This is a genomic window from Pseudomonas sp. GW823-FHT05G12 (genome assembly GCF_058795575.1).
Map to the genome: position 1 here is coordinate 5,168,604 of NZ_CM179501.1, position 14,610 is coordinate 5,183,213.

Below are 14,610 nucleotides of genomic sequence, written 5' to 3' on the forward strand. Positions count from 1 at the left end.
CCATGTCATCCACACTTTAAATGGCCTGCACCGGGGGCGGGCCGGTCGCAAGACAAGGCCACTTTCACAAAGGCCATGCACGCGTTGAGCACATCAACGGGTGATGATCAGCGGGTGCCCGCGCTCGGGGTGCGCCTGCACCAACACGTCAATACCGTACACCGCCTTCAGTGCCGCTGGGGTCAGTGCCTCTTCGGGCGTGGCAAACGCGTGGCAGCGCCCCTGTTCCAGCAACAGGATACGGTCACAGTAACGTGCTGCCAGGTTCAGGTCATGCAGGATCACCAACACTGCAGCACCGCAGTCGGCGAAGCGGCGTACGGCTTCCAGGGTGGTGTGCTGATGCAGCGGGTCGAGCATCGAGGTCGGTTCGTCGAGCAACAACGTGCTGCCCTCCTCCCCCGGCCATAGTTGCGCCAGCACGCGGGCCAGGTGTACCCGTTGCCGCTCGCCACCGGAAAGCGCCAGGTAGCTGCGCTCTACCAGGTGCCAGGCATCTGCCGCCCGCAACGCCGCTTCGACGATTTCCGCATCGCGCCGCTGACCGGTGCCATGAGGCATGCGCCCCATGCCTACCACTTCCTCCACCCGAAACGAGAAACCCAGGCTGGACACCTGCGGCAACACTGCCAGGCGCCTTGCCCGTTCCTGTCCGGCCCAATCGGCCAGCGGGCGGCCCTGCAGCGTTACCCGCCCGCGGTCGGGCGCCAGTTCACCGCACAGCACACTCAGGAGGCTGCTCTTGCCGGCACCGTTGGGACCGAGCACACCCACGACCTGCCCCGGAGGCAACTGCAGGTGAATGTCGTGCAGCACCTCATTGCTGCCCCTGCGCAGGTACAGGCCCTCTACATGCAACATCAGCCGCGCCCTCGCATCAGCAGGAACAGGAAGAACGGCGCACCAATGAAGGCCGTGACGATACCAATCGGCAGCTCGGCAGGCGCCAGTAGCAGCCGCGCCGCCAGGTCGGCGAACAACATCAGTACACCGCCGGCCAGCAGCGAGGCAGGCAGCACCACACGGTGATCAGGCCCGGCCAGCAGACGTACCAGGTGCGGCACTACCAGACCGATGAAGCCGATCAACCCGGCTGCCGCCACTGCCGCCCCCACGCCCAGCGCCGTGCAGAACACCAGCTCACGCTTGAGCCGCTCCACGTCAACGCCCAGGTGACGCGCCTCCGACTCACCCAGCAACAGGGCATTCAGCGCCTTGGCCCGGCGCGGCAGCCACACCGCTACCCCTGTCGCCACCAGCAACAATGGCCACAGCCGCTCATAGCTGGCGCCATTGAGGCTGCCAAGGTTCCAGAACGTCAGCGTGCGCAAGGTGGCGTCATCGGCCAGGTAAGAGAACAGCCCCACGGCCGCGCCCCCCAGTGCGGTCATGGCCACGCCAGCCAATAGCATCGTGGCGACGTTGGTCTGGCCATCGCGGCGCCCCAGGCGGTAGACCAGCGCAGTTACCCCAAGCCCGCCGACAAACGCGCAGAACGACAGCAGATAAGGCGCGAAAGCATCCGGCATGCCGCCAAACCAGGCACCGCCAACAATGGCAACCGCTGCCCCCATCGCGGCGCCGGCGGCAACCCCTACCAGCCCGGGGTCGGCCAGCGGGTTGCGGAACAGCCCCTGCATCGCCACCCCGGACAGCGCCAGCACCGCGCCCACAGCCAACCCCAACAAGGTACGGGGCAGACGGATCTGGCCAAGGATCATCTCGGCCTGCTGCAGGCCATCTTCGGAAACGGGCAGCCCCAACAGGCGCAGGCCAGCGCGCAGCGTATCGAACATTGGCAGGCTGACTGGCCCCAGCGCCAGTGACAGCCAGATCGCCAACAGGCACAGCAGGCTCAGGCTAATGAACAACGTACGTGGCGAGACCCGCTGTTTCATTGCGCGAAGCTGGCCTGAGCAGCCGGGTAGAAGGTGGCTGCCAGCGACTGCAAGGTCGCCGGTAGCCGAGGCCCGAGCCCGCCGACCAGCAGCGTCGGGTCCAAGGAGACCAGGCGTTTCTCACGCACGGCCCGCGAGGCAGCCAGCGCGGGGTTTTCTTTCAACAGCGCCTGCAAGGCCTGTTCATCGGCCAGCGCCCGGTCGGAAAACACGATCACATCCGGGTCAAGCGCCGCCAACGCTTCGTTGGAGAAGTTCTTGTAGCCTGGGTGCGCGGCCAGGTTACGCCCACCCGCCTGGCTCAGCAGCCAGTCACCGGCAGTGCCTTGCCCGGCGATCAGCGGCTTGGCCCCGGCATGGCCGACCAGCAGCAACACCCCGGGAGCCTGCTGCCCGGCCTGGGCCAGCTTGACGTTGGCCTGCAACGCATCGAGCCGCTGGCGGTAGTCCGCTGCAAGCGCGGACGCTTGCTGCTCTGCACCGAGCAACTGCCCCAGGTGCCTGAGGTTTTCATCCACTGCCGACAGCTCGGCCTTGCTGGAGAACAACTCGACCCGCACGCCGGCCTTGCGGATTTGCGCCAGTACCGGTGGCGGCCCCATTTCCTCGGTGCCCACCAGCACATCCGGGCGCAGGCTGAGGATGCCTTCGGCCGACAGCTGCCGCTGATACCCCACACTGGGCAAGGCTTTCAACGAGGCCGGGTGCTGACTGGTAGTGTCCACACCGACCAGGCGCGCTTCACCTCCCAATGCGGTTATCCACTCGCTCAAGGCGCCACCCGCGCTGACCCAGCGTTGCGGCAGCTCGGCTGCCAAGGCTTGGGTAGAGAGCACAAGGCTTGCACACAGAGCGAGAAAAGCAGCTGGACGGCGCATCATCGGGTTCCTTCTGAAGACGGGCTACACGCCTTGTGGCGAGCAGCGGAACTGCGCACCATAGGCAGCCAGGCGCAGCGAATGCGATCAATTTGATAATTATTCGCATTGGAGCGTCAAGCCATCACGTGTTTCACGGGTCATCCTCGCCATGCACTTCCTTTGTACATCCCTCGGCCTGGCCGAGGGCCAAAGCCGCGCCTTCAGCGTAGACGGCCTCGAACTGTTCGGCGTGCGTCGCCAAGGCCAGGTGTACCTGTACCGCAACCGCTGCCCGCACCGGGACATCCCGCTGAACTGGGCAGAGGACGCGTTTCTGGATGACAGCGCCAGCCTCATCCACTGCGCCCATCACGGTGCCCTGTTCCTGATAGAAAGCGGCGAATGCGTGGCAGGCCCCTGTGAGGGTGAGCAGCTGCAGCCCCTGGGCTGCCACGAAGACAGCCAGGGCATCTGGTTCATGGGGTCAGCAGCACCGGCAAGCGGCGATCGATGACGATACCCTCGGCGTCCAGCCGAGTGCCATAGGCCAGCACCTCCACCCCGTCCGCTACGGCAGCGCGCAGCGCCTGGGCGTAGGCCGTATCGATTTCTTCAGCCGGGCGCACAGCGTCGATGCCGGTCAGGTTCACGCAATACAGCTGCACGGCCCGCACGCCCTGCCGGGCCAGCTTTGCCAGCTCGCGCAGGTGTTTCGCACCGCGTTGAGTCACCGCATCAGGGAAGGCCGCAACTGCAGTGTCGGGGTAGCCCAGCGTCACACTCTTGACCTCGATATAAGCCGGAGCCCCCTCGAATTCCAGGCGAAAGTCGATACGGCTGCCTTCCTCGCCATAGGCCACTTCGCGCTTGAGTGCAGTGAAACCGGCCAGTTCAGTGATTGTGCCGGCGCGCAGGGCCTCTTCGACCAACGCATTGGCCCGCCCGGTATTCACACAGGCCAACCGCCCCTGGGGGGTTTCGCTGATTTCCCAGGTCCCTGGCAGCTTGCGCTTGGGGTCGTTGGAGCGGCTGAACCACACCTGCCCACCTTCACGCATGCAGTTGAGCATGGAGCCGGTATTCGGGCAGTGGATAGTCATCTGCTCGCCGCTGGCCAGTTCGATATCGGCCAGAAAGCGCTTGTAGCGACGCAACAGGCGGCCCTGCTCGAGTGAAGGAGAAAAACGCATCAGCCTTGCCAGCTCTGCAGGCCACGGGCAATACGCTGCACCGCTTCTTCCAGGCGCGGCAGGCTCTGGGTATAAGCGAAGCGCACATGGTGCCCGGCCAGGTGGCGACCGAAGTCCAGGCCCGGCGTGAACGCCACGTGCTGGGTTTCCAGGAAGTGTCGGCAGAATGCGAACGCATCCCCGCCGAAAGCACTGATATCGGCATACAGGTAGAACGCACCTTGCGGCTCGACGGCAATGCGGAAGCCCAGTTCACGCAGGGCGGGCAGCAGGTAGTCGCGACGGCGGGCGAATTCGGCGCGGCGCTCCTCGAAAATGGCCAGCGCCTCGGGCTGGAAACAGGCCAGCGCGGCATGCTGCGCCATGCTCGGCGCACTGATGTACAGGTTCTGCGCCAGTTTCTCCAGGTCCGCGACCGCACCGGGCGGGGCCACCAGCCAGCCAAGGCGCCAACCGGTCATGCCGAAGTACTTGGAAAAACTATTCAGGACGAATGCCGAGTCGTCGACTTCCAGCACGCTCGGCGCGTCCATGCCATAGGTGAGGCCGTGGTAGATCTCGTCCACCACCAGATGGCCATGCCGCTCGTGGGTGGTTCTGGCCAGGCAGGCCAACGCCTCGCGCCCCAGCACGGTACCGGTCGGGTTGGCCGGCGAAGCGACCAGGGCTCCGACGGTGTCCTTGTCCCAGTAGCGCTCAACCAGGTCGGCAGTCAGCTGATAGTTCACATCCGGGCCCACCGGTACCAATTGGGCCCCGCCCTCGACCAGGCGCAGGAAGTGGCGATTGCACGGGTAACCCGGATCGGCCAGCAGCCAGTGCTTGCCCGGGTCCACCAGCAGGCTGCTGGCCAGCAGCAGCGCGCCGGAGCCACCGGGGGTAATAAGGATGCGTTCCGGGTCGATGTTCAGGCCATAGCGCTGCCCATAAAAACCGGCAATTGCCTCACGCAGTGCCGGCAGACCGCGTGCGGCGGTGTAGCGAGTGTGCCCTGCGGCCAGCGCGGCCTGGCCGGCCGCGACGATGGGTGCGGCCGTGGTGAAGTCCGGCTCGCCGATTTCCAGGTGGATCACATCGTGCCCGGCCGCCTGCAGCTCGTTGGCCCGGGCCAGCAGCGCCATGACGTGGAAAGGTTCGATGGCGCGGCTGCGCGCACTGTAGGGTTGGGCCATGACCTTCTCTCAAATGGGTCTAAACTGGAGATTCTACCTCTGCACACCACCGAACGTACCGCTCAGGCCGGTGTCAATTAGCAGGATCGGGCGGGGTAGCGCACCCCCGATCTATCTGGTAAGTTCGGCGGCTCGCAGTCGCAGGGCCGGCGGTCGCCGGAGATGGAGCATCCTGCGCATTGGATCAGATGAGTGAGAGGCGGTCTATTCATGTCCACCCTAGAAAAGCAAAAAGCCAACCAGAATCTTTATGGGGTTGCACCCTATCAGGAGACCAAGGGTGAGGAGTACATGGGTGAGCCCATGCGCAAGCACTTCACCAAGATCCTCACTGGCTGGAAGCAAGAGCTGATGGTCGGCGTCGACAAGACCGTTGACCATATGAAAGAAGAAGCAGCCAACTTTGCAGATCCCGCAGACCGCGCATCCCAGGAAGAGGAATTCGCCCTCGAACTGCGCAACCGCGACCGCGAGCGCAAGTTGATCAAGAAAATCGATAAAACCCTGCAGAAGATTCAGGACGAAGAGTACGGCTGGTGCGAGTCGTGCGGCATCGAGATCGGCCTGCGCCGCCTGGAAGCCCGCCCTACCGCCGACCTGTGCTTCGACTGCAAGGAAATTGCCGAGAAAAAGGAAAAAACGGTCGGCAAAGGCTGATCTTTCTTCCACCTGAACGGGGCGCATCATGCGCCCCGTTTCATTTATATGCCCAGCCTGACCATGACCGACTCCAGCTACATCGGGCGCTTCGCCCCCACCCCCAGCGGCTTCCTGCACTTCGGCTCGCTGGTCGCCGCCCTCGCCTCCTGGCTCGATGCCCGCGCCGTCAACGGCCGCTGGCTGCTGCGCATGGAAGACACCGACCCGCCCCGGGAGATGCCCGGCGCCCGCGATGCCATCCTCCAGACGCTGGAACGTTACGGCCTGCACTGGGATGGCGAGGTGGTATTCCAGAGCCAGCGCCACGATGCCTATGCTGCCGTGGTAGACCGCCTGTTCAACATGGGCCTGGCGTACGCATGCACCTGCTCGCGCAAGCAGCTGGAAAGCTACAACGGCATCTACCCAGGCTTTTGCCGCAACGCCGGACATGCCCGTGAAGGGGCAGCCATCCGCTTGCGGGTGCCGGAGCTGATCTACCGCTTTACCGACCGAGTGCAGGGTGAGTACCAGCAACACCTGGGGCGTGAGGTGGGTGACTTCGTCATCCAGCGTCGTGACGGGTTGTACGCCTACCAGCTGGCCGTGGTGCTGGACGATGCCTGGCAGGGTGTTACCGACATCGTGCGTGGTGCCGACCTGCTCGACAACACCCCGCGCCAGCTGTACCTGCAGGAACTGCTGGGCTTCTCACAGCCGCGTTACCTGCATATTCCGCTGATCGTGCAGCCGGATGGGCACAAGCTGGGCAAGTCGTACCGTTCGCCGCCACTGCAGGCGGAGCATGCTACCCCCCTGCTGCTGCGGGCATTGCGGGCGCTGGGGCAGAAGACAGACCCGGAACTGCTGTTGGCGACGCCGGCAGAGGTGCTGGCAGTCGCGCGCACGCAATGGCGGCCGGAAGCGATCGCGCAGCGGACCACCGTGCCAGAGGCTGATCTGCGCTGAAACTTTACCGGTCTCTTCGCGGGCGCGCCCGCTCCCACAGGGTCCTCAATAAACCTAGAGGCAACGCTTTACCTGTAGGTGCGTGTTCACCCGCGAAGAGGCCGGCACATTCATTCCACCTCTCAAAAACAAAAGCCCAGTAAATTCAAACCCTTGGCGAACGCTGTGGATTCCCGCTAGCATCCCCCCTGCCATTTGCGCCAATAATAAGTTCAAGCCCGTAGCACCCAACCATCGAGGCCAGCATGTACATCTATCGTTTGGTCCTGCTTCTGGTCGTGGGGATCTACCTGTTCTCCCCAGCCATCATGGACTGGTGGATCGAACCGACCGGAGCCTGGTACCGCCCCTACCTGCTCTGGCTGATCCTGATCGTCGTCACCTTCATCCTGCAGAGCCAACGAGATGCCGATGAGCTTTAGCCTGACCCAGATGATCCTGATCAGCGCCGGGTACCTCATGGTGCTGTTCGGCGTGGCCTGGATCAGCGAGCGCGGGCTGATCCCGCGTTCGATCATTCGCCACCCACTTACCTACACCCTGTCGCTGGGCGTCTACGCCAGTGCCTGGGCCTTCTATGGCTCGGTTGGCCTGGCCTACCAATACGGCTACGGCTTCCTTGCCTGTTACCTGGGGGTGTCTGGCGCATTCCTGCTGGCGCCGGTGCTGCTCTACCCGATCCTCAAGATCACCCGCACCTATCAGCTGTCATCGCTGGCCGACCTGCTGGCCTTCCGCTTCCGCAGTACCTGGGCCGGGGCCTTGACCACCATCATCATGCTGATTGGCGTGCTGCCATTGCTGGCCTTGCAGATCCAGGCGGTGGCCGATTCGATCAGCATCCTTACCGGTGAACCGGTCAAGGCCCGGGTGGCCTTTGCCTTTTGCACGCTGATCATTCTGTTCACCATCTTCTTCGGCTCGCGGCACATCGCCACGCGCGAGAAACATGAGGGGTTGGTATTCGCCATCGCCTTCGAGTCGGTGATCAAGCTGCTGGCCCTGGGCGGTATCGGCCTGTATGCCTTGTATGGCGTATTCGGCGGCCCGCACGAGCTGGAAGTCTGGCTGCTGCAGAACCAGACCGCCCTCGCCGCCCTGCACACCCCCCTGCAGGAAGGCCCATGGCGCACCCTGCTGCTGGTGTTCTTCGCCTCGGCCATCGTCATGCCGCACATGTACCACATGGCCTTTACCGAAAACCTCAACCCGCGCTCGCTGGTCAGCGCCAGCTGGGGCCTGCCGCTGTTCCTGCTGCTGATGAGTCTTGCCGTGCCGCTGGTGCTGTGGGCCGGCCTGCGCCTGGGCGCCAGCACCAACCCCGAGTACTTCACCCTGGGCCTGGGCATCGCCGCCAACAACCAGGCATTGGCACTGCTGGCCTACATTGGCGGCCTGTCGGCAGCCAGCGGCCTGATCATCGTCACCACCCTGGCGCTGTCGGGCATGGCCCTGAACCACCTGGTGCTGCCGCTTTACCAGCCGCCGGCCGAGGGCAACATCTACCGTTGGCTGAAGTGGACCCGCCGTGCACTGATCGTCGCCATCATCACCGCCGGCTTCATGTTCTACCTGAGCCAGAACTACCACCAGAGCCTGGCCAACCTGGGCATCGTCGCCTTCGTCGCCACCTTGCAGTTCCTGCCCGGGGTGCTGTCGGTACTCTACTGGCCAACCGCCAACCGCCGCGGTTTCATCGCCGGGCTGCTGGCCGGCACCCTGGTGTGGATGGTGACCATGCTGCTGCCGCTTCTCGGCAACTTGCAGGGCTTCTACATCCCGCTGCTGGACATGATCTATGTGCTGGACGATACCAGCTGGCACATGGCAGCCATCGCCTCGCTGGCGGCCAACGTGCTGCTGTTCACCCTGATCTCATTGTTCACCAACGCCAGCAACGAAGAAGTCAGCGCGGCCGAAGCCTGTGCCGTGGATAACGTGCGCCGCCCACAGCGCCGCGAGCTGCACGCCGCCTCGCCGCAGGAATTCGCCACCCAGCTGGCCAAGCCGCTGGGCGCCAAGGCCGCGCAAAAGGAAGTCGAGCAAGCGCTGCGCGACCTCTACCTGCCGTTCGACGAACGCCGCCCCTATGCCCTGCGCCGCCTGCGCGACCGCATCGAAGCCAATCTGTCCGGCCTGATGGGGCCGAGCGTGGCCCAGGACATGGTCGAGACTTTCCTGCCGTACAAGTCCGGTAACGAAAACTACGTGACCGAAGACATCCACTTCATCGAAAGCCGCCTGGAAGACTACCACTCGCGCCTGACCGGGTTGGCCGCCGAGCTCGATGCCTTGCGCCGCTACCATCGCCAGACCCTGCAGGAGTTGCCCATGGGCGTCTGCTCGCTGGCCAAGGACCAGGAAATCCTGATGTGGAACAAGGCCATGGAAGAGCTCACCGGCATCGCCGCCAAGCATGTGGTCGGCTCGCGCCTGGTCACCATCGACGAGCCTTGGCGCGGCCTGCTGCAAGGCTTCATCAACGTGCCCGACGAGCACCTGCACAAGCAGCGCCTGGCGCTGGACGGCCAGCCGCGCTGGCTGAACCTGCACAAGGCAGCCATCGACGAGCCTCTGGCCCCCGGTAACAGCGGGCTGGTACTGCTGGTGGAAGACCTTACCGAAACCCAGGCACTGGAAGACAAGCTGGTGCACTCCGAGCGCCTGGCCAGCATCGGCCGCCTGGCCGCCGGCGTGGCCCACGAGATCGGCAACCCGATCACCGGCATCGCCTGCCTGGCGCAAAACCTGCGCGAGGAACGCGAAGACGATGGCGAAATCATCGAGTTGTCCAGCCAGATCCTTGACCAGACCAAGCGCGTATCGCGCATCGTCCAGTCGCTGATGAGCTTCGCCCATGCCGGCGGCAGCCACCAGAACAGCGAGGAGCCCGTGTGCCTGGCTGAAGTGGCACAAGATGCCATCGGTCTGCTGGCGTTGAACCGGCGCAATTTCGAAGTACAGTTCTTCAACCTTTGCGACCCGGACCATTGGGCCGAAGGTGACCCGCAGCGCCTGGCCCAGGTGCTGATCAACCTGCTCTCCAACGCCCGCGATGCCTCGCCGCCCGGCAGCGCCGTGCGCGTGCGCAGCGAGGTTAACGAGCACACCGTCGACCTGATCGTCGAAGACGAAGGCAGCGGGATTCCGAAGAACATCATGGACCGCCTGTTCGAACCCTTCTTCACCACCAAGGACCCGGGCGAAGGAACCGGACTGGGGCTCGCTCTGGTCTATTCCATCGTGGAAGAGCATTATGGGCAAATCACCATCGACAGCCCGGCCGATATCGAACGGCAACGTGGCACCCGGATCCGCGTGACCCTGCCCCGGCATGTCGTAGCGACGTCCCCTGAAATTCGAGACCGTCGAGAGAATTGAATCAATGCCGCACATTCTGATCGTCGAAGACGAAACCATCATCCGCTCGGCCCTGCGTCGCCTGCTTGAGCGGAACCAGTACCAGGTCAGCGAGGCCGGCTCGGTGCAGGAAGCCCAGGAACGCTTCAGCATTGCCACTTTCGACCTGATCGTCAGCGACCTGCGCCTGCCAGGCGCGCCCGGCACCGAGCTGATCAAGCTCGGCCAGGGCACCCCGGTGCTGATCATGACCAGTTACGCCAGCCTGCGCTCAGCGGTGGACTCGATGAAAATGGGCGCGGTGGACTACATCGCCAAGCCCTTCGACCACGACGAGATGCTGCAGGCAGTAGCGCGTATTCTGCGTGACCGGCAGAACGCCCCCGCTGCTGCACCGCCTGCCGAGCCCCGCGCCAGCAATGGCAAGGCTACAGCGTCCGACAAAGGCAGCGCGGCAACGGCCAATGGCGAGATCGGCATCATCGGCTCGTGCCAGCCCATGCAGGACATGTACAGCAAGATCCGCAAGGTCGCGCCTACCGACTCCAATGTGCTGATCCAGGGCGAGTCGGGCACCGGTAAAGAGCTGGTGGCCCGCGCCCTGCACAACCTGTCTCGCCGGGCCAAGGCACCGATGATCTCGGTGAACTGCGCGGCCATCCCCGAAACACTGATCGAATCCGAACTGTTCGGCCACGAAAAAGGCGCGTTCACCGGCGCCAGCGCCGGGCGCGCCGGCTTGGTGGAGGCCGCCGATGGCGGTACGCTGTTCCTCGATGAAATTGGCGAACTGCCGCTCGAAGCCCAGGCTCGCCTGCTGCGTGTGCTGCAGGAAGGCGAGATACGCCGGGTAGGTTCGGTGCAGTCGCAAAAGGTCGATGTGCGCCTGATCGCCGCGACCCACCGCGACCTGAAAAACCTGGCCAAGGCCGGCCAGTTCCGTGAAGACTTGTATTACCGACTGCACGTCATCGCCCTAAAGCTGCCGGCTCTGCGCGAGCGTGGCAGCGACGTCAACGAGATCGCCAACGTCTTCCTCGCCCGCCAGAGCGCTCGCATCGGCCGCGACGACCTGCACTTCTCGGCCGAGGCCGAGCAAGCCATTCGTCACTACAGCTGGCCCGGTAACGTGCGTGAACTGGAAAACGCCGTGGAGCGCGCGGTGATCCTCAGCGAGAGCGCAGAAATTTCCGCCGAGCTGCTGGGCATCGACATCGAGCTGAGCGACCTGGAAGAGGACGACATCCTCGACAATGCCCTGGTGGTGGCCAACGGGGGCAATGCCAGCCACGAGCCGACCGAAGACCTGTCGCTGGAAGACTACTTCCAGCACTTCGTGCTTGAACACCAGGACCACATGACCGAGACCGAATTGGCACGCAAGCTCGGCGTCAGCCGCAAGTGCCTGTGGGAACGCCGTCAGCGCCTGGGCATCCCACGGCGCAAGAGCAACGCTACCAGCGAATAACCCACCTGCGCACCGCACGCCGCAGCCTATGCGGCGTCGGTGAGACCGAGCGCCGCCCGCGCGGCGCTTCGCGGCTAAAGCCGCTCCTACATTTGTTTCGGGCCAGTCCCTCCTGTGCCACGCGCGCGCGACCGCCTTGTTGTACGACGCAATCTCGAGCCATGCGCCAAGGCATTCGCGCGCAAATCCCACAGAAAAATTGGCCCGAACAAATGTAGGAGCGGCTTTAGCCGCGAAGCGCCGCGCGGGCGGCGCTCGGTCTCACAGGCGCTGAACGTGTCACGGCGAACACCCCAGGTAACACCTCACCTCCCGTAAAAATCTGTTACCCAAGCTTTCCGCCGTAACAGTCCCCGAGGCGTACGGTAACGAAATTGCGACATTTTCGACCTGCCAAAAACTGCAGAACCCGCTCAACCCCTTGATTTTATTGAGTTTTGAAAAGTTGGCACGGCACCTGCTATATGTTTGGTACAAGAACAATAACAAGCACTGCAACTCAGAATAAGAACAAGACGAAACGGCTCACGCACAATAAAAACAAGATGGCGGAGGCGCAGCTAACTGATTCTTTTGGAGAGGATGCGTGTTTGGGGCTTGCCCCACAACCAGGCAGAGAACAACAAAAACTGCACTAAAAGCAGCGCCTGAACTGGTTGGATCGACAGATCAACGTGTCATCAGCGGCCAAAGCAATCCGTTTGCTCTTTACCCCCGGTTTGGGGGTCGTCCACAAGTTTCGAGATTTGTGGGCAGGGCACTCAACAAAAACAAGAAGCCCAGCAAAAAAACAATAAGAGCACGCAACGACTTCTTGGGGAGCTTAGGCTCCCCTTGTCGTTTCTACCCTTCTGGCAGGCATCCTGCTACCCGCCTACACCATTCCCCGAGTAAATGCTAGAATCCCCGCCCATCATGCGGCCATTCTCCTATTCTTGGCCGAACATTCCTTCACACAGTGCATCCCATGCTGAAGAAGCTGTTCCAGTCTTTCCGCCCGCCCGTACCGGGCCCGCACCACAGGCGCACCACGCCCGAGGTGATCAACAAGAGCCAGCACTCGCTGCAGCGCCACCAGTTCAGCCGTCATGCGGTGAACATCGTGGAGCGGCTGCAAAGCGCCGGCTACCAGGCTTACCTGGTCGGTGGCTGTGTCCGCGACCTGATGCTGGGCATCACGCCGAAGGACTTCGACGTCGCCACCAGCGCCACCCCCGAACAGGTCCGTGCCGAGTTCCGCAACGCCCGCATCATTGGTCGTCGCTTCAAATTGGTCCATGTGCATTTCGGCCGTGAGATCATTGAAGTCGCCACCTTCCGCGCCCACCACTCCGAGGACGACCAGGGCGATGCCCACCGTTCGTCGCATAACGCCAGTGGCCGCATTCTGCGAGACAACGTGTACGGCACTCTGGAAGAGGACGCGCAACGCCGCGACTTCACCATCAACGCCCTGTACTACGATCCGGTCAGCGAGCGCATTCTCGATTACGCCAACGGTGTGCACGACGTGCGCAATCGCCTGCTGCGGCTGATTGGAGACCCGACCCACCGCTACCAGGAAGACCCGGTGCGCATGCTGCGCGCGGTGCGCTTTGCTGCCAAGCTCGACTTTGGCATCGAAAAGCACACTTACCTGCCGATTCGCGGTCTGGCCCCGATGCTGCGCGAGATTCCACCCGCGCGCCTGTTCGAGGAATGCCTCAAGCTGTTCCTCAGCGGCCAAGGTGCCATTGCCTTCGAAATGCTGGTTGACCTGGAGTTGTTCGAACCGCTGTTCCCGGCCAGTGCCCACGCGCTGGACGAGCGGCCGACCTACACCCACACGCTGATCAGCCAGGCATTGAACAACACCGACCTGCGCGTGAAGCAGGGCAAGCCGGTGACGCCAGCCTTCCTGTTTGCTGCTTTGCTCTGGCCAGCCCTGCCGGCCCGTGTGCTGCACCTGCAGAACCAGGGCGTGCCGCCGATCCCGGCCATGAACGGTGCGGCCCACGACCTGATCGCCGAGCAGTGCGCGCGCATTGCCATCCCCAAGCGTTTCACCCTGCCGATCCGCGAGATCTGGGACATGCAGGAGCGCCTGCCGCGCCGCAGCGGCAAGCGCGCCGACATGCTGCTGGACAACCCGCGTTTCCGCGCCGGTTACGACTTCCTGCTGCTGCGTGAAAGCGCCGGGGAAGAAACCGACGACCTGGGCCAGTGGTGGACCGATTACCAGGACGCAAACGACAGCGAGCGCCGCGAGATGATCCGCGAGCTTGGCAGCCGTGACGAAAGCGCCGGCCCGCGCAAGCGCAAGCGCAGCAGCAGCAAACGCAAGCGCAGTGGCGACGAGGCGTTCGAGTGACCATTCGCGCCTACGTAGGTCTGGGCAGCAACCTGGACGCACCTGCCGAGCAGCTGCGTAGCGCCTTTCAGGCGTTGGACCAGGTCGAAGCCACGCGCCTGGTAGCCGCCTCGGCCCTGTACACCAGCGATTCGCTGCTGCCCGGCCAACCGCGCTACACCAATGCTGTCGCCGCCCTGGACACCGCCCTGGCACCACTGGCATTGCTCGATGCGCTGCAGGCCATCGAAAACGACCAGGGCCGCGTGCGCAAAGAGCGCTGGGGACCACGCACGCTGGACCTGGACATCCTGCTGTTCGGTGACCAGGTGCTCGACCAGCCACGCCTGAAAGTGCCGCATTACCACATGCATGCCCGCCCGTTCGTGCTGTATCCGTTGGCCGAACTGGTACCGGGGGATTTCCGCCTGGCCGATGGTCGCGCCCTCGCGCAACTGCTCGACGAATGCCCGTTCGTCGGCCTGGAACGCCTGTAGACCGGGCGTTCCAGCCTGCATCGCCACCTCGGTAACGCCAGTAACACCCTGATCGTAACAATGCGGTAACAGGGTGATTGACTTCCCACACCTCGCTCACGACTATAGGCGTCCCGTGTGGCACCAAAGTGCCGCATACCCGTATTTAGGCCCGGACGGACCTGTGCCCGAACATCACGCGCGATGATGTGCCGCTCCGGAAGATGACTACACGCGTTGAATGCAGTC

Annotated in this window: 13 protein-coding genes; 8 read left to right on the top strand and 5 right to left on the bottom strand. The window is 63.6% G+C overall.

Features of this window, described 5'->3' with window-relative positions:
• Window positions 1–93 precede the first annotated feature (93 nt).
• Genes AC3RCM_RS23635 through AC3RCM_RS23645 form a run of 3 tightly spaced genes read right to left on the bottom strand, consistent with a single transcriptional unit; the run spans window position 94 to window position 2,779 of the window.
• Complete coding sequence (locus tag AC3RCM_RS23635; RefSeq protein WP_003250021.1) at window positions 94–861, bottom strand: heme ABC transporter ATP-binding protein; 768 nt, start codon at window positions 859–861, stop codon at window positions 94–96.
• Entirely contained in the window at window positions 861–1,844 is a 984-nt protein-coding gene (locus AC3RCM_RS23640) for a FecCD family ABC transporter permease (protein ID WP_161775158.1), read from the bottom strand. The genes AC3RCM_RS23635 and AC3RCM_RS23640 overlap by 1 nt, the downstream gene beginning before the upstream one ends.
• Before the next feature lie 50 nt (window positions 1,845–1,894).
• A complete protein-coding gene (locus AC3RCM_RS23645) occupies window positions 1,895–2,779 on the bottom strand; it encodes a heme/hemin ABC transporter substrate-binding protein (RefSeq protein ID WP_492629178.1) in 885 nt (294 codons plus the stop codon).
• Between the two features lie 148 nt (window positions 2,780–2,927).
• Between AC3RCM_RS23645 and AC3RCM_RS23650 the strand changes: the two genes are divergently transcribed.
• Window positions 2,928–3,272: a Rieske (2Fe-2S) protein gene (locus AC3RCM_RS23650; RefSeq protein WP_492629179.1), complete on the top strand. Its 345-nt coding sequence runs from the start codon at window positions 2,928–2,930 to the stop codon at window positions 3,270–3,272.
• On the opposite strand, the gene sfsA is transcribed toward AC3RCM_RS23650, so the two are convergent.
• Together sfsA and AC3RCM_RS23660 are read right to left on the bottom strand one after the other, a co-directional pair.
• Complete coding sequence (gene sfsA / locus AC3RCM_RS23655) at window positions 3,235–3,948, bottom strand: DNA/RNA nuclease SfsA (RefSeq protein ID WP_003250012.1); 714 nt, start codon at window positions 3,946–3,948, stop codon at window positions 3,235–3,237. The genes AC3RCM_RS23650 and sfsA overlap by 38 nt on opposite strands.
• Window positions 3,948–5,120: a pyridoxal phosphate-dependent aminotransferase gene (locus AC3RCM_RS23660; protein WP_010955343.1), complete on the bottom strand. Its 1,173-nt coding sequence runs from the start codon at window positions 5,118–5,120 to the stop codon at window positions 3,948–3,950. The genes sfsA and AC3RCM_RS23660 overlap by 1 nt, the downstream gene beginning before the upstream one ends.
• Window positions 5,121–5,330: 210 nt before the next feature.
• Between AC3RCM_RS23660 and dksA the strand changes: the two genes are divergently transcribed.
• From dksA to folK, 7 genes are all read left to right on the top strand, one after another.
• Window positions 5,331–5,777: an RNA polymerase-binding protein DksA gene (gene dksA / locus AC3RCM_RS23665; protein ID WP_003250009.1), complete on the top strand. Its 447-nt coding sequence runs from the start codon at window positions 5,331–5,333 to the stop codon at window positions 5,775–5,777.
• A 63-nt stretch (window positions 5,778–5,840) separates the two neighbouring features.
• Complete coding sequence (gene gluQRS / locus AC3RCM_RS23670; RefSeq protein ID WP_064491453.1) at window positions 5,841–6,728, top strand: tRNA glutamyl-Q(34) synthetase GluQRS; 888 nt, start codon at window positions 5,841–5,843, stop codon at window positions 6,726–6,728.
• Between the two features lie 245 nt (window positions 6,729–6,973).
• Window positions 6,974–7,150, top strand: a complete 177-nt coding sequence (locus tag AC3RCM_RS23675; protein ID WP_003250005.1) for a hypothetical protein — start codon at window positions 6,974–6,976, stop codon at window positions 7,148–7,150.
• Window positions 7,134–10,109: a sensor histidine kinase gene (locus tag AC3RCM_RS23680; RefSeq protein ID WP_165366975.1), complete on the top strand. Its 2,976-nt coding sequence runs from the start codon at window positions 7,134–7,136 to the stop codon at window positions 10,107–10,109. Before AC3RCM_RS23675 ends, AC3RCM_RS23680 begins: the two co-directional genes overlap by 17 nt.
• 4 nt (window positions 10,110–10,113) lie before the next feature.
• Window positions 10,114–11,556: a sigma-54-dependent transcriptional regulator gene (locus AC3RCM_RS23685; RefSeq protein WP_409322465.1), complete on the top strand. Its 1,443-nt coding sequence runs from the start codon at window positions 10,114–10,116 to the stop codon at window positions 11,554–11,556.
• A 967-nt stretch (window positions 11,557–12,523) separates the two neighbouring features.
• Window positions 12,524–13,906 carry a polynucleotide adenylyltransferase PcnB gene (locus AC3RCM_RS23690; RefSeq protein ID WP_020191715.1) on the top strand — a complete coding sequence of 461 codons (1,383 nt, stop codon included), beginning with the start codon at window positions 12,524–12,526 and terminating at the stop codon, window positions 13,904–13,906.
• Complete coding sequence (gene folK / locus AC3RCM_RS23695) at window positions 13,903–14,382, top strand: 2-amino-4-hydroxy-6-hydroxymethyldihydropteridine diphosphokinase (RefSeq protein ID WP_104887044.1); 480 nt, start codon at window positions 13,903–13,905, stop codon at window positions 14,380–14,382. The genes AC3RCM_RS23690 and folK overlap by 4 nt, the downstream gene beginning before the upstream one ends.
• The last annotated feature ends 228 nt before the right edge of the window (window positions 14,383–14,610 follow it).